The 19,389-nt window shown below is 54.5% G+C and carries 16 protein-coding genes and 1 pseudogene; 2 read left to right on the top strand and 15 right to left on the bottom strand.

Features of this window, described 5'->3' with window-relative positions; all coding sequences use genetic code 11:
* Positions 1–69: 69 nt before the first annotated feature.
* Positions 70–1,773, bottom strand: a complete 1,704-nt coding sequence (locus HUV30_RS14575) for a LytS/YhcK type 5TM receptor domain-containing protein (protein ID WP_174406244.1) — start codon at positions 1,771–1,773, stop codon at positions 70–72.
* Positions 1,774–1,814: 41 nt separating this feature from the next.
* A complete protein-coding gene (locus HUV30_RS14570; protein ID WP_174406243.1) occupies positions 1,815–2,600 on the bottom strand; it encodes a LytR/AlgR family response regulator transcription factor in 786 nt (261 codons plus the stop codon).
* Positions 2,601–2,827: 227 nt separating this feature from the next.
* Here HUV30_RS14570 and HUV30_RS14565 point away from each other — a divergent pair, with 227 nt between their 5' ends.
* Positions 2,828–3,622 (top strand): DsbA family protein, encoded by a 795-nt coding sequence (locus HUV30_RS14565; RefSeq protein ID WP_174406242.1) that lies wholly within the window; start codon positions 2,828–2,830, stop codon positions 3,620–3,622.
* 150 nt (positions 3,623–3,772) lie between these two features.
* On the opposite strand, the gene HUV30_RS14560 is transcribed toward HUV30_RS14565, so the two are convergent.
* From HUV30_RS14560 to HUV30_RS14505, 12 genes and pseudogenes are all read right to left on the bottom strand, one after another.
* On the bottom strand, positions 3,773–4,855 hold the full coding sequence (locus HUV30_RS14560) for a hypothetical protein (protein WP_174406241.1): 1,083 nt from the start codon (positions 4,853–4,855) through the stop codon (positions 3,773–3,775).
* 379 nt (positions 4,856–5,234) lie between these two features.
* A complete protein-coding gene (locus HUV30_RS14555; protein ID WP_174406240.1) occupies positions 5,235–5,561 on the bottom strand; it encodes a hypothetical protein in 327 nt (108 codons plus the stop codon).
* 508 nt (positions 5,562–6,069) lie between these two features.
* The gene (locus HUV30_RS14550) at positions 6,070–6,510 is read right to left on the bottom strand and encodes an RHS repeat domain-containing protein (RefSeq protein WP_276512327.1); all 441 of its coding nucleotides are present in this window, start codon (positions 6,508–6,510) and stop codon (positions 6,070–6,072) included.
* A 37-nt stretch (positions 6,511–6,547) separates the two neighbouring features.
* Complete coding sequence (locus HUV30_RS14545) at positions 6,548–7,084, bottom strand: hypothetical protein (RefSeq protein ID WP_174406239.1); 537 nt, start codon at positions 7,082–7,084, stop codon at positions 6,548–6,550.
* Positions 7,085–7,129: 45 nt separating this feature from the next.
* Positions 7,130–7,780: pseudogene (locus HUV30_RS14540) on the bottom strand (RHS repeat-associated core domain-containing protein); the annotation flags it as partial.
* A gap of 15 nt (positions 7,781–7,795) precedes the next feature.
* Positions 7,796–8,950: a DUF4268 domain-containing protein gene (locus HUV30_RS14535; RefSeq protein WP_174406237.1), complete on the bottom strand. Its 1,155-nt coding sequence runs from the start codon at positions 8,948–8,950 to the stop codon at positions 7,796–7,798.
* A 146-nt stretch (positions 8,951–9,096) separates the two neighbouring features.
* The gene (locus tag HUV30_RS14530) at positions 9,097–12,078 is read right to left on the bottom strand and encodes an AIR synthase-related protein (protein WP_174406236.1); all 2,982 of its coding nucleotides are present in this window, start codon (positions 12,076–12,078) and stop codon (positions 9,097–9,099) included.
* A gap of 246 nt (positions 12,079–12,324) precedes the next feature.
* Positions 12,325–14,838 (bottom strand): sensor domain-containing diguanylate cyclase, encoded by a 2,514-nt coding sequence (locus HUV30_RS14525; protein ID WP_174406235.1) that lies wholly within the window; start codon positions 14,836–14,838, stop codon positions 12,325–12,327.
* A gap of 13 nt (positions 14,839–14,851) precedes the next feature.
* Complete coding sequence (locus HUV30_RS14520) at positions 14,852–15,820, bottom strand: polyprenyl synthetase family protein (RefSeq protein WP_174406234.1); 969 nt, start codon at positions 15,818–15,820, stop codon at positions 14,852–14,854.
* 117 nt (positions 15,821–15,937) lie between these two features.
* Positions 15,938–16,672: a futalosine hydrolase gene (gene mqnB, locus HUV30_RS14515; protein WP_174406233.1), complete on the bottom strand. Its 735-nt coding sequence runs from the start codon at positions 16,670–16,672 to the stop codon at positions 15,938–15,940.
* Entirely contained in the window at positions 16,669–16,857 is a 189-nt protein-coding gene (locus HUV30_RS14510) for a hypothetical protein (protein ID WP_174406232.1), read from the bottom strand. Before HUV30_RS14510 ends, mqnB begins: the two co-directional genes overlap by 4 nt.
* A 66-nt stretch (positions 16,858–16,923) precedes the next feature.
* Positions 16,924–18,237 (bottom strand): nucleotide sugar dehydrogenase, encoded by a 1,314-nt coding sequence (locus tag HUV30_RS14505; protein ID WP_174406231.1) that lies wholly within the window; start codon positions 18,235–18,237, stop codon positions 16,924–16,926.
* Between the two features lie 65 nt (positions 18,238–18,302).
* Here HUV30_RS14505 and HUV30_RS14500 point away from each other — a divergent pair, with 65 nt between their 5' ends.
* On the top strand, positions 18,303–18,500 hold the full coding sequence (locus HUV30_RS14500) for a DUF2065 domain-containing protein (protein WP_174406230.1): 198 nt from the start codon (positions 18,303–18,305) through the stop codon (positions 18,498–18,500).
* A gap of 143 nt (positions 18,501–18,643) precedes the next feature.
* Here the strand turns inward: HUV30_RS14500 and HUV30_RS14495 are convergent, their stop codons facing one another.
* Positions 18,644–19,381, bottom strand: a complete 738-nt coding sequence (locus HUV30_RS14495; protein WP_174406229.1) for a ubiquinone/menaquinone biosynthesis methyltransferase — start codon at positions 19,379–19,381, stop codon at positions 18,644–18,646.
* Positions 19,382–19,389: the final 8 nt, after the last annotated feature.

The raw sequence follows: 19,389 nt of genomic DNA, 5'->3' as shown, positions 1-19,389 counted from the left end.
CCCCCGAAAAATCGACCGTTTCAAGAACAGCCGCCAGAACAACCAGCATACCTTACAATAGCCGACCAGCTACTGCAACACAGGCGCTCTGGGGATGCGGAACAGCACCTGCGTGCCCTGTCCGGGCAGGCTGTCTATGTGCAGACCATATTCCGGCCCGAACATCTGCGCCAGCCGCTGGTGGCAGTTCATGACGCCTATCCCCTCGGATGCGGACTCCATGGTCCGCGGGGTGATGAGGTGCTCCACCTGTTCGGGAGCCATGCCCACACCGTTGTCCAGCACGGCCACACACAGCTCGTCGCCCTGACGGGAGATGGAAAGCTGAATCAGCCCCCCTTCTTCTCTACGGGCAATGCCGTGCTTCACGCCGTTTTCCACAATGGGCTGAATCAGCAGCGGCGGAACCGGCCAGCTTTCGCAGCCGGGTGCCACATCCATCTGCACGCGGATGCGGTCGCCGAAACGTGCCTGCTCAATGGCAAGGTACGACTGCACCTGTTCCAGTTCATCGGAAAGGGGAATGAACCCGCGGCTGGAATCAAGATTGCGGCGCATGTAGCGCGAAAGGTCCAGCAGCAGTTCGCGGGCCTTGTCCGAGTTGGTACGGCAGAACGCCGCAATGGTGTTCAGCGAGTTGAACAAGAAATGCGGATTTATCTGTGCCTGCAGGCGGCGGATTTCGGCATGGGCCAGCATGCGCGTCTGCAGGTGCAGGTCTTCAAGCTCCAGCTGCGTCGAGAAGAGGCTCCCCAGACCCTTGGCCAGCTCAAAGCGTATGCGGTCCAGAGGGTCTTCCTTTGAGCCGTAGAACTTGAGCGTGCCGATGATGCGCTCGCCCTTGCGAAGCGGCACCACAATGCCCGAATACAACGGGCAGGACTTGAAATGGCAGCCTATGTCTTCCGGCCCGTTCAGCAGAAGTGGTTCGCCCGTTTCCAGTACCCGCCGCGTGCCAAGCGTCCTGATATCACAGCCGGTGGTGTGATGGTCGTCTCCGATGCCGATATGTGCCAGCACGGCCACGTCGTCGGTAATGGATACGGCAGAGATGGGAATACGGTCATAGATGATGCGGGCCGTCTCGCGCGCCGAAGCTGCATTCAGCCCGCCGCGCAGGTGCGAAACCGTCTGGTTGGCAATGGAGAGAATCTGCTCCGCCATGTCGGAATCGCGCTTTTCGCGGTCCTTGAATACCAGGCTGATGATCTGCACGAACAGAATGGCGCCCAGCGTATTCACCACAACCATGGGCATGCCGATGATCTTGACCAGATGCAGGGCATCCTCAAAGGGACGGGAAAGCAGCAACACCAGCCCCATATGCAGGGTTTCGCCCAGAATGCCTATGGCACCGGCCGCGCGCCAGTCCAGCCCGTCGCCCAGCTTGCGCGCCACAAGGCCCGCCACAAGCCCTTCGATAAACGTGGCAAGCCCGCAGGGAACCGCGGAAAAGCCGCCGATGTCTATGAGGTTTCTGTGCAGGCCGGCAATAAGACCGGCACCGGCACCCACCACGGGACCGCCGAACAGGCCGCCGGTAATGACGGCCATGGCACGGAGGTTAGCCACGGACTGATGAATGTCGTTGCCGCTGTAGGTGCCGAGAATGCCGAACAGCCCGAAAAAGGACATGTAGAAGACAGTCTGCAACGAAGACGAATGCTTGCCGCCGAAACGCTCCAGCGGACGGAAGGAGAGCAGCAGAAACGCTGCCGCCACAATGAGCCCGAAACGCTCGATGAGCACACCGAGCAAGACTTCTGTCGTCATATTGATACCCGAATATTGCGTAGAAAACGCGTCATGGCCGCCTACAGTCCGAGGCGGTCCTTGAAATCCTTGACTCTGCTGCGGTTGACCACGATTTCCGTGCCCACGGCATCATCCACGATAATGGTATATTTGCCGTTGAACCACGGGGCAAACTCGCGCACCTTAGCAAGATTCACCAGATCGGCCCTGTTGGCGCGGAAAAAGGCATGCGCCCCGAGCCGTTCCTCAAGCTTGCCCAGATTCACCGTGCCGTGGCACAGATACCGGTCGTCGCGGGTGTGCACCCACACCCTTTTGTCATCCGCACGGCAGAAATACACGTCCTGCGGCTGCAGCAGCAGAACGCGCCCCCTGCTTTCCACGGAAATGCGCGTGAACGAATCGCGCTGCCCTATCTTTTCCAGCAGCTGTGCCAGCTCCGAATGCGGCTTTTCTGCGGCATCCGGTGCATTTTCACGGGCCAGCCGCTGCCGCACCTTGTCCAGACCCTTGCGAACGCGCTGTTCTTCGAGCGGTTTCAGAATGTAGTCTATGGCGTTCTCTTCAAATGCGCGGATGGCGTACTGGTCGAACGCGGTCGCAAAGATGACAAGGGGCGGGTCTTCCATATCCATGAGCTGCTCAACAACCGTAAAGCCGTTGCCGCCCGGCATCTCTATATCCAGAAACACCAGATCAGGATCATGTTCGTAAATGACCTCAAGCGCCTGCGTGGCGGAAGAGGCAGTGGCAACCACCTCAACATCTTCCATGCGGGAAAGCATGTAGAGCCACTCGTCGCGTGCCGGGGGCTCATCGTCCACTATGATGCACCTGATTTTCATGCGCGGATGCTACCCTGCCGTTTATAGGTTGTAAATAGGGGCTTCTTGCCAGCCGGAGCCCTTCGCGATACAAGGACACCTCTCACGATGTTTTGCGCACCGGCCCTGTGTGCTGAAGCATCGCAACATGCGACAATCGACTGTGTACGTTCATATCCACAGGCCGCCATCGGCGTTTATCCGAGTCCCGGCCTGACAACACCACCCACCGAAGATTCGGAGGCTCCATGTTCCACAAGGCCCTGATCGCCGCACTGCTCATTTCCTTCTGCCTGTTCGCCGGAACCGCCAGCGCGGCAGAAGAATCAGATGCCAAGCTGAAACAGCAACTGGAAACCATTCTGCAGGAGCACCCCGAAGTGCTCATGAACGTACTGCGTGAAAACAGCGAAGAACTGTTTCTGATCATGCGTGAAGGCTCACAGAAGGCGCAGCGCAAGGCCATTACCACCCAATGGAATGCCGATGTAGACGTGCCCAAGACCGTGAACCTGAAAAACCGACTTGTGCGCGGCGATGCAGACAGCCCCGTGACCATTGTGGCTTTTTCGGACTTCACCTGCCCCTACTGCGAGCAGGCTGCCTTTACCGTAAACACCATTCTCAAGCATTACGGCAAGACCGTTCGCTTTGTGTTCAAGAATTTCCCCCTTGCCAGCCACGAGCATGCCCGCACCGCTTCCGAGTACTTTGTGGCCGCAGCCATGCAGGACAAGGAAAAGGCATGGCAGCTCTATGACGCCATTTTCGCCAACCGCTCGGTGCTCATTGCCGACGGCGAAGCCTTCCTCAAGGACACCGCCGCAACCGTGGGGCTGGATGTGAAGCGACTGGAAGCAGACGCCAAGAGCACCGCCGTGAAGACCATCATTGACGAAGACATCAAGGAAGCACAGGACTTCGGTTTCTCCGGCACCCCCTACTTCCTCGTGAACAACATCGTCATTCGCGGCGCACTGCCCTTCGACCTGTTCAGCGAAGCCGTGGACCTTGCGCTGGATCACGCCAACAAGAAAAAGTAGTTCCAGCAAAGAATGTAAGTCTCGCATCATCAGACGCAAGACGGCAGAAACGCACACGGGGCGGAAGGATTATCCTTCCGCCCCGTTTTTGTTTTGTGGGTGGGGGTGATGGGGGATGAGGCGGGACTAGGTTTAGTATCTTGCTAGCAATTATTCCTCACCCATACTCTTTTGAAGAGGTGCTGACTTTACTATATCCTGCCATGGCAACGTGACATTTCCTAACTTACCCAAATCATCAACATTTTTCATTTTCATTTTTTCAATATGACTACTGTATGCATCTAAAATCTTTACACGCGCATTCTCTTGCCTAACAATAGTATCAAGATATGATACACACTTATCAACTAACGGGCCACTATCGACTCTTTGCATATGAGCCACACACATCTGCCCAAGATCATCCGTCTGAGTATATTCTACAATTTTATCAACATATCCAGCTATAGCTTGAATATGATCATCAGATCGAGGAGACATCGCCTCTGCACCAATAACTACAGCAGTTGCAGCTCCAGAAGCTAACATAGACCGCCCATTCTCAATGCCTTTTACTAATGAATCTCTACTCTTTTCTAATTCAGCAATCTCATTATCAATAGATTTAATTATTTCAGCAGACCCTTCGGAGCTACTATCAACATTTTCTTTTTCCTTTTTCTTGGCATCTATTTGCTTATTTTTGTATTCTTTTTGCAGGACTAGTTCATCTACCCCCTTAGAAAGCTCTACAACGCCCTTCGTATTTATGGAAATATTGGGTGGCCTTATCGCTCCTGTTAACTGCTCAATAGCCAAAAGCGCTACAGTGATCCTCTGTTGTCTTCGCAATAAGATTGAATATTCTTCTTTACTTATAAAACCGTTCATATGCGCTTCACACAAGCGGTATGATTCATCTCGCAACAGCTGAATGCTCTGTGTCCGCAGGCCAACAAATGAAGATCCTTCATGAAATGATCCTACAAACTCAGCGGCAACCTTGTTAGGGACTCCAACCTTGCCTGCCAGTTCCGCAGCATATGCAGACATGGCGTCCGGGCTTGGCTCTGCACATACAAGAACGCCGTTTTTTAGATCTTCTCTAGCAATAATTGCGCGCTGCTTAGCATCAATTATAGCACTTCCAGTCTTAAAATCATGAGTTCTATGGATGGAGTTTAAGCTTGCGCACCCCGTAAGCACCATAACAGCCAACAGAATCGCAGAAATACGTGTTACCTGTGACATAACTACCTCCGGTTGCTACCAATCAATCAAACCACAAAAGCACCTCCTGAACCACAATGGAATTGTGATTTCTATATATACTACACCGCAAATTTATGGGGATTATAATCTACCAACAAATAAAAAAACACGATAACAAGGCAGTATAACAGTTCTTTAACACGCACCAGACTAAATTATATATACATGATCATATCTACATACACACATTTGTTTGAAAATCGTAAACTTTCAAGAGTCACAACTACTAACCAGAGCATCAAGACAGCATCGCCGCTCATATCGCGAGCGAGTTCAAGACAAATACTGACGGGGGAATAGTCGCGGTAGCCGAAACGGATGAGTCCCGAGACGAGCGAGCCTCCTTTAATACCGTTCCTCAGCTACCCTGCAATACTTCTACTTCTTTCTTGTAGCCATGGAAGTGACGGCAAACCTCTTCTATATCAACGGCACGCACCACGTAAAACCGGAACGGCAACAACCAGCCTTTTGTTATGATCAGTATTGTCCCTATTGGCTGCGGTTGCCATGGAGCAACCCATGAAATGAATGGAACCATGGTTCTGACCTGTGACAATTCCAGTTTTCGGACCCACAGTGAACAGAGGAACAGCGTATTGTTCTCTATTCGATACAGCCCTCTGAATACCACGAACATGAACAAGGAGGGCACCAATGCAGTGCCGAACACATACTTGGCCATTGTTGATGCGCTTTGATCAAACAATAGAATGAATACACAGCCACATACGAATGCTAGTAATATTGCATGGCATGCAGCCAAAAAGCACCTGATCCCTAAGCGAGACTCAACACCCACACACACCTCTTATCTATATTTCTACAATGCATATCAAATATATTCATTGCATTATAATTCAGAACCACAATATAACTACATCAGCATGTTACAACTCAACACCGTACACTATTCTTTATACCAATGCGCTATGGATAATTTTTTTCTCCCAATACTTTCAATAATTTCATAAAACTTGTACCAATCCATAAGAATAGAGGCTAAAATACACGCAAGGCAAAAAATAAGCAGCATTTTGTACCATTTCTTGAAACGCACCATAAGAACGATAATCATAAGAGACACAACAAACATAGAATAACAAATTACCATCCAGTATTGTTCAAAAAACACTACCATATATACTCCAACCCAAAAACTGCGCCAGCTCATTGCTGGCGCAGAAGGTTATTTAATTTGATTTTTTGATGCAGTCTTTCCCATACTTTTTCACCATTTCGTCTATCAACTGCTTTTCAAAATCATATTCCTTAGCATTTGTGCTATCTGTTTCCTTAGACCGCGGCGTGGCTGCATCTGGACGTCTGTCATATGATTTTTTAAATTCATCTACTTTTTTGTTTGGAACAGTGTTTATCATTTCATCAATATCATCATCAGAACACTCTTCCAAATCGTAGCCAAACTCCTTGGCATATTGCCTTGCACCATTACGGACGATTTTTTGTGGAACCCACCATGGAATATCTGCCAACCCCCACGGGTCGACGCAGTTTATGGGGTCATCCACACAGTAATCCCACAGATCGCCATCGCCGCGCATATCGCGGGCGGGGTCAAGTGCGGTAAAGCGGCCCAATTCGGGGGAATAGTCGCGGTAGCCGAAGCGGATGAGTCCCGTGTGGCAGAAATATCTCAGCGCTTAGAGATTAAGGCACCCATTCTCCTCTGATTGAGAGGTAAACGTTGCTTCTCTTTTCTAAAAATGTCGGATCAGGCTCCAAGACTTCCATTTGGATAGTTACTGTTTCGTACTTATCTGCGTAAGGCATCCAGAATGGAAAGAGGCTCTCTCTCCAAAAATTTTTTTGTGGAATTCTCCCCCCTCTCCAGCCTCGACTTGATGTAACAACATTAGATTCTATAATTTTTCCATTATTATAAACAGTATATTTTATCGTCCCTTTAAATTCAGCCTGCACAGAATCATATGTTATATGCACATTGTTTATATTGCAGTTAGCAAACACACCGTATCTGAACACCTTATTCGAATATATCGTTGCATTAGCAGTTGAACCTTTTCTTGTTAGATCAAGGTTACCTTTCCAAATTTCGTCGTACATATCATCTCTACAGGAATTAATAAGAGCAAGTGTATCTCTTGGTATTATTTGCCTATAAAATAATGCAAACGAAAGTAATGCAGCGACACATATAGCGATTTTTATTTTATTATTCATCATATTTGCTTATGAGGCCTCCCTTTAGCAGGGAGGCCTGTATTGTTATTATTCAGCGCTTCGTTCCTTCTCAATTTCGCGCCTAATCTCTGGACTATCTTTCAATATATCATAGTTCTCGCGCAGCCTATCGGCATAATCTTGGCAATTATTGGTAAAGAGATCGTATTTCCCCTGCCTTGTTATTTGGGCAGAATCCCGCATGATGGAGTCATCGTACTGCTTGGAATCCATACGATAATCGTCTTTTCTTCTGGTCTCTTTAGTCATTGGGCCGTCTTTCCCATGACCAATATCCCCTCCCTTTTCGTCCTCATAAAACCCCTGTTCATGGTGCAACTGCAGGTTATACTCGCCGGGATTATTCATCCCGTCTATCCACCCATGCGCAACACCACTGTCAGGCATGGGTGAGGTGAAACCGGGGCGGGAAACTGATGTAAATCCATCCAGAGAACGGACTCCAAACCGGAAAAGCCCCCACGGGTCAACGCAGTTGATCGGATCATCCACACAGTAATCCCACAGATCGCCATCGCCGCGCATATCGCGGGCGGGGTCAAGGGCGGTAAAGCGGCCCAGTTCGGGGGAATAGTCGCGGTAGCCGAAGCGGATGAGTCCCGTGTGGCGGTCCACAAGGCCGGAGGCAAAGCCAACAGGCAGAAATAGCTCGGGATTGGAGTCGTTCAGCATAGTCCCGAAGCTATCATATGCCTACTTCTGTGACGGCTCACCTTGTACAATCTCTTTAGCTCGAAAAGCCTTCTGCGCCTTTTTGAGCGGTGCATCAAAGGCTTTTTCCATACGCTGGGCACGATCAAGCATCCAATCCATAAGCGATTCCCAGTTATTCCTATTGTAACCGTCACAAGCTAGCGAACACTTTATGCGGCTCATTTTTTTACCATCAAGACGCTCCCAGCTTAGACTCTCCCCAAAAACCTTTTCTATTTCAGCCCTTCCACTCAGCAAAGCATCATATATGAACTTATTCAAGACGCCATCACCAGTATCTGGAGTAATCTCTACACGCACTTCTTTTTTCCCAAAAACTAATACATACGGCACCCCCCTTACTCCAGACCCTGCACAAATCCAGTTTGTTTTTGATGGGCTTATATTTTGGAATCGAGCATACCCAGCATCACTCATACGTGACAACAATGCTTCCCAAAAATCCTTCCTTATTACATGCCTAGTTGCCAAAGAAGATTGAGCTATTTTTTCCTCTGCATCTTTTACTGACATACTTATTATCATTTCTTTTGTTTCAGGAACTGGTATAATTAAATCAAATTTTAAAAACATTGAATCACCGTCGACATACGGCGTTGCTTTATAGCATTGAAGACTAACACCGTATGACATCAACCACAAAACTGTACTTGTGACCTCTTTCCTAAATCTAGCTGCAACGAGAAAGATTCTCTGCTGTTTACCTTTATTAATCTCTCCATCTTCTAAATCGTCTAGTCCTAAGAATGAGCAAATCAACTCTTCTGCACTATAACCACTATCAAAACTATCGATATACTGCTGATAAATACCAACAATTTGACTTGCAGTTAACGTCGAACAATAGGAAGCGTATTTTAAAGCCTGCCAAACCACATCTCTTCCTGAATCATCAAGCTTATTCTCAATAATCACTAAATTTCCTTGCTTATCCAACGCCAACAAGTCAAGTCGCTCTCGCGTATCACTAAAACCATCAAACTCCTTTTGTATAATTAGCAAATCCTCACCAAATGCCGCAGGAGCATTTTCTAACCATTCTTGCAGGTTTGCCCTCTCTGTACACCCCAGCTCCTGAAAAGAAGTCTCTTTCAGTGGTTCCATTCGATTGCTTGCTCTATTCACTCTGAACATGTTCACCTCCATACGCATTTAGTTACTATAAAATAATCGATACATCACATGCGTTTCACTGACAATCCATCACTGAACCGCAACAAAAAAGCCCCCGTCCTTGCGGACGGGGGCTTCTCATTATCTCATATTATCTTGCGAATAGCCTAGAACTGCAGCGTTCCCTTGAAGGACTTGGCCAGCTCTTCCACATTCTCGCTGATGAGCTTGGAGGAACCGGAAGTCACGGTGAACAGGCCGCTGTCGGTGACTTCACCGAGGCAGGCGATGTGCTGGCCCTTGAACAGGGCTTCAAAGGCATCGGCCTTGGCTGCAGGCACGGTCACCACAAGGCGGGAAGCAGACTCGGAATAGAGCGCTTCGGCCTTGTTCAGGCTGCCGACGGTGACGAGCTTGTCGAGGTCCACAGAGGCACCCAGACGGCCAGCCAGAGCCATTTCTGCAAGCGCTACGACCATACCACCATCGGAGCAGTCATGGCAGCCGTTGACCAGACCGGAGGTAATGGCCTCGTGCACGGCAAGGTAACGGGTGCGGGCTGCAAGGGCATCCACCTGCGGCACGGCGGCCGCGCTCAGCTTCAGTTCGTCGATAAGCTCGGAACCGCCCAGTTCACGCAGGGTTGCGCCCAGCATGTAGATGCGGTCTCCGGCCTTTTTGAAGTCGGAGGTGGTGGTCTTGTTCACGTCCTTGATAACGCCCATGACAGAGAACAGCACCGTGGGCGGAATGGATATCTTTACGCCGCCGCCGGTGTAGTCGTTCTTCATGGAGTCCTTGCCGGACACGCAGGGCACGCCGTAGGCAAGGCAGAAGTGAGCCAGGGCCTGGTTGGCGCGGACCAGCTGGGCAAGCTTGTAGTGACCGTCGGGGGTCTTTTCAGACTGCACGGGGTCGCACCAGCAGAAGTTGTCGCAGCCGCCCATGTGGCGCAGGTCGCCACCCACGGCCACGGCGTTACGCACGGCTTCGTCAATGGCGTTGGCCATCATCCAGTATGCGTCGTAATCGCTGTAGCGGGGGCAGATGCCGTGCGAAAGCACGATACCGGCTTCGGATTCCAGACGGGGGCGCACAACGCCCGCATCGGAAGGACCGTCGCGCTTCACGCCCACCATGGGCTTGATAACGCTGCCGCCCTTCACTTCATGGTCGTACTGGCGGACCACATATTCCTTGGAGCAGATGTTCAGACGGCCCAGCATGGTCTTGAGCAGGCCACCCTGATCGGCGTCTGCCACTTCAATGGCCTGATCGGCATGCACAGGACGCTTCCATTCAGCCTTCAGCTGCATCTGCGGCACGCCGTCGTGCAGGAAGTCCATGCTCAGGAAGGCAACGGGCTTGTCGCCGTAGGTCACATGGAAGTAGCCGCTGTCGGTGAATTCGCCAAGGGCGGTGGCTTCCACGTCCATTTCACCGGCAAGCTGCATGAACTCGTCGATGTGGGTGGTGGGAACAGCCAGCGTCATGCGTTCCTGTGCTTCGGAAAGCAGGATTTCCCACGGACGCAGGCCGTCGTACTTGAGCGGAGCCTTGGAAAGGTCCATGCGGAAGCCGCCCGTATCTTCGGACATTTCGCCCACGGAGGAGGAAAGGCCGCCTGCACCGTTGTCGGTAATGGCGTTGTACAGGCCCTTGTCACGGGCGCGCATGATGAAGTCATACATCTTGCGCTGGGTGATGGGGTCGCCGATCTGCACCGCAGTGGCCGGAGATTCCTCGTGCAGCTCTTCGGAAGAGAAGGTTGCGCCGTGGATGCCGTCCTTGCCGATGCGGCCGCCGGCCATGACGATGATGTCGCCGACCAGAGCCTTTTTATAATGACCGGGCTTGCCGTGCAGGTCCTTGGGCATAAGGCCCACGGTGCCGCAATATACCAGCGGCTTGCCGAGGTAACGGTCCTCGAACACGATGGAGCCGTTCACGGTAGGCACGCCGGACTTGTTGCCGCCGTGCTCCACGCCTTCGCGCACACCTTCAAGCACGCGCTGGGGATGCAGCAGACGGGGCGGCAGCTCACCTTCATGGAAGGGAGAGGCAAAGCAGAATACGTTGGTGTTGCAGACCATGTTCGCGCCCATGCCGGTACCCATGGGGTCGCGGTTCACGCCCACAATGCCGGTCAGTGCGCCGCCGTAGGGGTCCAGCGCAGAAGGCGAGTTATGGGTTTCCACCTTGATGCACACGTCGTGCGTGTCGTTGAAGGCAATGACGCCTGCATTGTCCTTGAACACGGAACGGCAGAAGTCGTCCTTGCCCATGCGTTCACGCAGGGTCTTGGTGGAGCCCTGAATAAAGGTCTTGTAGATGTTGTCCACCACTTCGCGCTTGCCGGTTTCGGCATTGGTGTAGTCGATGCGCGAAGAGAAGATCTTGTGCTTGCAGTGCTCGGACCATGTCTGGGCCAGCGCTTCGATTTCCGCATCAGTGGGGTCTGCGGGCAGCCCCTGTGCTGCGCGGGCTTCGCGCACGGCGGAATCAGTGTAGTAGTCGCGGATGGTGTGCAGCTCTTCCAGCGACAGGGCCAGCGTGTTCTCGCGGGAGAACGCGACAAGCTGCTCATCCGTCATGGTGGAGAAGGGAATGATAGCAACTTCGCTGCTTGCCTGACCGGAAACACGGGCCGCAAAGGGCTTGAATCCGGGGGCAGCGCGCCATGCATCACCGCTGACATACTCGTACCGCTGAATCAGTTCGTTGGCGAGCAGGTCACGGCCGATGGAGTCCACCTGTGCTTCGGTGAGCTTGCCGTAAATATGATACTGGTTGGATACGAAGACGGAAACGCCCGTGCGCTTGGCAAGACCGAGCACAATGGCAATGGTCTCGCGTGCGGTGCGGCCTTCGTTATCGGTAACACCGGGGCGGAACCCCACCTCAAGCACCCAGTCCGCGTCAGAGGATACGGGAGTGATCGACGCTTCCTGAAGTACCGGATCATGCAGACCGGCTGCTTCGACCAGCTGCGCAACCTGCGCATCGTCCAGCCCGTCTACCGTGAAAACCTTGACCAGACGCACATCAGCCACGTCGAGTCCCAAAGATTCCTTGATCTTATGCGCTGTCTTGCGTCCTACGGTGTCAACGACACCGGCGCGCAGCCCTACTTCAATGCGCCGCAGCATGTGCTTCTCCTGAAAATTGGGTTGCTGTGGTTATCGGTTGGGCACTCCATACTGGCATTTGCGCCATTTGGGAAGGCCAAAATTGACTGAGGGAAGACGGGAAACAAAAGGCAGGGTACGGTGCCGGACGGGATGAATTTTGCCTATGATGAATTGTAGAATACGGAAGCTCCCCCCTGTCGAGGGGTGGAGGGGAGATCATCTCCCCTCCCCGCCGGAGGCATCTTACCCTCCAAAATTCTGCCCTTAATCTTCCCAGCAGGTCTGGGCACCGCCCTTGTGCTTGGCGGTATAGCTGGCTTTGTCCACGCGCTGCAGAAGCTGCTCTGCGGTTTCTTCCGGCCGCAGCAGGGCCACCCCCATACTGAGGGAAACAGCGTCCTGACACTGCTTGCGCACCATTTCGTGCAGACGGACACACATCTTTTCCAGTGTCTGCCTGTCCACTTCCGTCACCACAATCGCGAATTCATCCCCCCCGTACCGGCAGGGAAAATCCATTCCCTTGCGCACACTCTGCATCACGCCCTTGGCAATAAGCTTGAGCAGGCGGTCGCCAGTCTGATGCCCGTAGGTGTCGTTCACCTGCTTGAAGCGGTCGAGGTCGAAGAAGATAAGCCCCATCCCCCTGCCGGTTCTGCTGCTGCGCTCCACCTCTCGTGCGAGCACGGTATTGAACTGCGAGTAGTTGAAGAGCCCGGTCAGCCCGTCGAACATGGCCTGCTGACGAATCTTGCTCTCCAGCCTGCGGATGACGGTAAGATCGCGCCCGACCACAAGGTAGGAACGGGAAACATCGTCTGCCTCGTGCAGCGGCGAGAAGACAAGCTCCAGCTGCGTCATCTCCTGCAGGTCGTCGTTTATGTCCACCTCTACCGGCATGGCAGGAGCAGGGCCGGAAGCGAGAAACGTGCTGTTCCATTCACCCGTAAACAGTCCGGTAGGCCTGGTGAAATCGAAGAGATTGCGCCCCACGAGATGGGCGGTTGCAGGCGCACTCCACACCACGGTGCCGCCGATATCGACGATAAAGATGCTCTCCTGCATGGCCGCCACCATCTTTTCGAGAAAATCGCGCTGCTTGAGCACCTGCATCTCAATGGCGGACAATTCGGAAATGTCCTCAAGAACAATGAGGAATGCCGGTGAGGAATCGACTTCATGCCTGTGGATGGAAAGATACAGGCACACTTCCTGCCGCTGCAGATGGGGAGCGGCTACGCAGAACAGCTGACTGATGGACTGGCGCTGCCCGTCGGCGCGCAGGGCATCCAGCAACGAAGCAGCAGGAATGCCCAGCGAACGGCGCAGCATATCCGCCACGTTATCCCCTACCACATCACCGGAGCCGTCGTTATCAAAGGAGTTGAAACGCTGGTTCGCGTCCAGCAGAATCCCGTCAGGGCTGGCCAGCGCCACACCTATGGGCAGGGCCTGCAGTGCGCGGGCCTTGGTCGCCATGACGGCATGATCTTTATAGTAGGTTGTCAGCGTAGAGGTAATGAAGTTGGAATAGACCGGCATATCCTGCAACGGTCGCAGCGGCTTGGCTGGCACGGCATAGCGCAGTTCACCGTATATCTGCCCCTTGGGGCCTAACTGCATTTTCTCGCCCTTCACCTTCCATGGCAGCTTGGCAATGGAGGGAGCCTCGTTCATGGTCAGCGAGGCGTCTTCCGACAAGAGGGTGAAGAGCACAAACGAGTTGCCGCCCGCTGTACGCAGGGCCAGCTGAGCATGCTCAATACCCCAGTTCCAGCGCAACTGACGGCAGATGATGCGGCCCATGCCCTCAACACCGTTGACGGCGCTGCTTATCTCCATGGCATGAAAATAGAAGCTCTGCATGGACTGCAGCGACTGTGAATAGAACCGACTGTCCAGCGAGGCATTTTGAATGCCCAGCAACTGCAGAAGAGATTCAAACCGCTGGGTGCATTCTTCGCGCAGCAGTTCAAGCTGGGAATCATCCAGCCCCAGCATGGCACGCAGCTGCATCTCGAACTGGATTATGCCCCCGTGGTCAGGCACGGCCGCATGCTGCAGCTCGGCCCAGCGGGTGGCAAGAATCACACTGCGGGTGATCAGCGAGCAGGACTCAAGGTCCTCCATGTCGTGGTGATGGGCAATGGCTTCGAGAATGGGTTCAGGCAGCATCCACCCGCTGAGCAGGCTGCGGGTAAGTTCAGCATGGGTTTCTCCCCAGCGGGCCCGCTCGGCCTCCATCTGCCGGTCTTCGAGCCAGAGGAAGCAGGCGTTCTCTTCATCCGGCCCGCCCTGCTCTAAACACAGATACAGGAACAGCGAGAGATCTTTGAGCAGCGAGGCAAGATAGGCAAGGTGGGCTTGCTTGGGGTCGGTGCGGGCGGCTATCTGTTCCGCCGCAATGGAGGACCAGACGGAAAGACGCCAGTCTGCAAACAGGGTCTTCTTGTCCCTCTTGATTGCAACCGACGTATTCTGCTGAAATGATATGGACAGGGCGATCTTCAGAATTTCCCGCGTGCCCAGAACCACGGCGGCACGCTCAAGATTCGTAACCTTGGTGGTCATCCCGTAAAACGGCGAGTTGACCAGCGTCAGCACCGTGGCCGAAAGGACAGGGTCGCTCTGAATGATCTTGGCGATATTATCGAAGGCAGGAACCGGAGCCACCAGCTCCTGTACCAGCTGCACCATGGCAGGGGGAAAGGTCAGTGCAAGACACTTGGCCAGAGCTTCCGGAGTAATTGCCAGTGCGGTGCGGTGCTCCTCTCCCATGTAGCTCCCTCGATTAATGCTTTCTGTCTCTCACGTACTCTATGGTCTGGCCGAGCATGAGGCGTTCTGGGCATTCCGGCAGCGTATCCAGCGCTGCCTGCGCCATGGCGAGGTAGCTGTCCGCAAGTTCACGGGTGCGCACATCAAGCCCTGTCTCGCGGATGGAGGCGGCAATGCCCAGAATCTCGTCTTCGGTAAAGGTACCTTCTTCAAAGTTCCGGACAAATGATTTTCGCGCATCTGCCTGCAAACTATCGCGATACATCAGCAGGGGCGGGGTGAGTTTACCTTCACGCAGGTCACCGGCAACGGGCTTGCCGATATCCTTGGCGGAAGGGGCAAAGTCGAGTGCATCGTCCACGATCTGGAAGGCAATGCCGAGATTCATACCGAAATCCGTGGCGGCCTGAATCTGGGCGGGAGTGGCCTTTGCCACCATGGCGCCCAGCTGGCAGGAAGCCTGCAGCAGAAAGGCGGTCTTGCCCTTGATGATGTCGATGTAGGTTTCCTGCGGATGCTCGGTGCTGCGCAGGTATTCGATTTCTTCAATCTCACCGGTCGCGGTAGCCATGATGGCTTCCGCTATGCAGGTGGTGAGGCGCGCATCGCCGTAGCGGGCCACGATCGTGTTGGCCTGGGCCAGAAGCACGTCGCCCGCCAGCACGGTTTTGGTGTTGCCGAACAGGGTATGCGCGGCAGGGTTGCCGCGGCGCAGGTCGGCATCGTCGATAATGTCGTCATGCAGCAGCGTGGCGGAATGGAGAAGCTCAACGGAACATGCGAGCGGGTAAATATCGTCTGCTCCGTAGCCGAGCATGCGGCCGAACAGCAGCGTGAGCAGCGGACGCAGGCGCTTGCCGCCAGCCTTGAGCACATGGGCAGCCACGGGCTGCACCAGACCGTTGAGACGGCTTGTCTCCTGTTCAAGAGTAGCATTGATCCGGGGCTGTTCCGCCGTCAGGTACGCAATGAGTTCTCGCATGAAATCACATTATCCGTTTGTTAAAGTCAAAACAACCAGTACCGGACTCCGGAGGTGACTTTCTCTCCGGAATCACGGCTGAACGCACAGCCCGCCCGCAACCGGCGGAAAGGCGCCTCAGACGAACAGCGATCGCGCAACAGCCCCCAGTGCGACAAACGCTTCGTTCAGCTTCCAGTCCGCCGCCGCGCGCGATCCAACCACGTTGGAAACCGTGCGCAGCTCCACAAAGGGAATACCGGCCTGCCGGCACCCCAGCGCAAGGGCAAAGCCTTCCATGTTTTCCGTCAGCGCGCCGTAGCGGTCCCTGAGCATGGCGGCATGCTCTGCCGTGCCGGTTACCCCGGCCACGGTAATGCTGGTTCCCGCCAGCACCTGCGGACAGTTAAGACCTATACGTCTCAGGTCCTCCGCCGGAGAAAGCTCCACGGTATCCCATACAATCTGTTCCAGCGGCTGTTCAACTCCGGGATCGCCACCTCTCCACTGGGGAAAGGTTATGCCCCGGCTGTCCACACCCTGTGACGTGCGCAGGCCATATTCCGGCCACACTTCCTTTTCGGCAAGCACGGCACTGCCAAGCGGACACGCCTGCGGATCAAAGGTTCCCGCAATGCCCAGATTCAACACGCCGGTAATGCCGAAGCACTCTCCCATGATGCGTCCCAGAGTCAGCGCAGCATTCACCGGACCCACGCCCGTGACCGCCAGCAGACACTGGTGCTCGTTAATGGGAGATTCGCACCACTGCCCCTGTAAAGGCAACTGGCAGCCTACACGCCCCCGACCGTTGAACCCCTTGAGCACCGCCTCCATTTCTTTCTGCGTGGCAGTGGCAACAATAACTGTCATGCGCGCTTTTCCAGAACGTAATTGACCAGGTCTTCCGCCCTGCCCGCCTCATTGTCGACGGGCAGAAGGCGCGCCTCAACAACTACCGCATCCCGCACCCTGGCAATGCGCTCGATGCGCTGCCGGTCAGACGGTCTCGCCTGTGCTATGATCCTTTCACCTGTCTCGGCATTCCGGAGACGCAAACTCGCCTCCATGAAGCCGATTCAGCAATCGGCCCAGCAATTGATGACGGGAAGAGGTTCCACGAATTACAGTCTCCACAACTCCATGCCGGCGGCACGAACGGCTTCGGTGTCGAACATGCACTTCACGTCCAGCAGCAGGGCATTCTTGGGCTCTGCAAACCAGCTGAGCAGCTGGGAGGGTGCAATGGCGCGGTATTCATCATGCGCAACGGCCAGAATAACGGCATCCAGCCTGGTGAATTCCTGCAGGTGGTTCAGCGCAAGGCCATATTCGTGCAGCGCTTCCTCGGCATCGGCAACGGGGTCGTGCACCAGCACTTCCACGCCGTATTCGCGCAGTTCATGCACCATATCGATGACCTTGGTGTTGCGCAGATCCGGCACGTTTTCCTTAAAGGTGAAGCCCAGCACACCCACGCGGGCGCCTTGAATAAGGCGGTTGCAGCGGATGAGGCCCTTGACGCAGCTCTCGGCCACGTACTTGCTCATGGAGTCGTTGATGCGGCGACCGGCGAGAATGACCTGCGGATGGTAACCGAGGTCTTCAGCCTTGAAGGTGAGATAATAGGGGTCGACGCCGATGCAGTGACCGCCCACGAGGCCCGGACGGAAAGGCAGGAAGTTCCACTTGGTACCGGCGGCCTGCAGCACTTCCATGGTGTCTATGCCCATGCGGTCAAAAATGATGGCAAGTTCGTTCATCAGGGCGATGTTCAGGTCGCGCTGGGTGTTTTCGATAACCTTGGCGGCCTCTGCAACCTTGATGGAACTTGCGCGGTGCACGCCAGCCTTGACCACGGTGCTGTAGAGAGAAGCAAGAATATCGAGGGTGCGCTCGTCGGAACCGGCCACAACCTTCACGATGGTCTCAAGGGTATGCACCTTGTCACCGGGGTTGATGCGCTCGGGGGAATAGCCCACAGTGAAATCAGTACCGAACTTCATGCCGGAAAGACGTTCCAGCACGGGCACGCACTCTTCTTCGGTCAGGCCGGGGTATACCGTGGATTCGTACACAACCATGCAGCCTTTGGACATGTTGCGGCCCACGGTCTCGGAAGCCTTGAGCACGGGGGTCAGGTCGGGGTTGCGGTGCGAGTCAATGGGGGTGGGCACGGCCACGATGATGATACCGGCTTCGCCGATGCGCGCAGGATCGGTGGTGAACTCCACCTTGCTGGCCTTGAGCCTGTCGTTTTCCACTTCGCCGGTACGGTCGATGCCGCCGGAAAGTTCCTTCACGCGGAGCTCGGAAATATCAAACCCGATGGTCCTGAAATGCTCGGAAAGACAAACGGCAAGAGGCAGGCCCACATAACCGAGGCCGATGACCGCCACTGCGGTTTTACCGGAAGATATATCGTCGAAAGTCATCATGTATTATTCTCCTTGTCCCCTATGGCAGGGTGGACATGTCCGGGCCGGTATGAAAAAAGACCCGCATGCACATCGATTGGAATATACTACTCACTGCTCTGGGGCTGGCGCTCGTTCTTGAGGGTCTGCCCTACGTCATCTTTTCGGACAAGCTGCCCGCCATGCTCATGGAGCTTGCGCAGCGCGGGCCTTCTGCCATACGACTCATGGGGCTCACGGCAATCTGCGCCGGGGTTCTGCTTGTCTGGCTTGTCAGGGGATAGCGGCCTGCGCCGCTGCATCTCCCAAATCTGACACGATCACCTAAAAAGTCACAGCACGGCCCTCCAAGCAATCCGGGGCCTGCCCGCCCGCATGCCCCGAGCGGAACATCTGCGCCTGCGGCCCCTCATGCTGCTGCAGTCCGTCAGCCTTTCTTTTCCGCCACATGCAGATACACAATGCCGGAAGTCATAGGCTTGTAGAACGCGCGGTGGAATCCGGCATCCATCATTTCCTGCACCAGCTCGTCAGCCGTAGGAAACGCCATGATGGTGTCGGCAAGGTACTTGTACGCACCTGCATCACCGGAAAGAATCTTGCCGATGACAGGCAGAAGTCGGTTGAGATAAAAATTGTAAAAACCTTTCCAGACGGGCGTTTTACCCGTTCCGAATTCCAGAATACACAACCTGCCGCCGGGTACCAGCACCCTGTGCAACTCCCTGAGGGCGTCGCTGCGCGGCACAATGTTGCGTATGCCGAAGGCGATGGTTGCGCAATCCACGCTCTCGTCCGGCAACGGCAACGAGCGACCGTCCGCCTGCACGGGCATGATGAACCCGTTGCGGCCCCTGGTCAGCTTCGACTTGCCCGTTGACAGCATGGGCAGGCAATAGTCCAGCGCTGGCACGGTCACACCGGGGTGCTGTCGCAGAATTTCCAGCGACACATCCATGGTGCCCGCAGCCAGATCGAGCACGCGGCCCGTGGGGCCGGGAATGATCTGGCGCACCAGTTGCTGCCGCCAGTAATAGTCCATGCCGCCGCTGAGCAGATGGTTCAGAAAATCGTACCAGCGTGCAATACGCCCGAACATGCCGGAAACCTCGCGGGCATGCTCGTCATGCCGCACATCACGGCAGCTCTGGGAATGTTCCTGCATTCGAAAGC

It is taken from the genome of Desulfovibrio subterraneus, assembly GCF_013340285.1.
Lineage (GTDB): Bacteria > Desulfobacterota > Desulfovibrionia > Desulfovibrionales > Desulfovibrionaceae > Halodesulfovibrio > Halodesulfovibrio subterraneus.
Note: the sequence above shows the minus strand (reverse complement) of the source record. Positions and strands in the feature narration are given on the sequence as shown.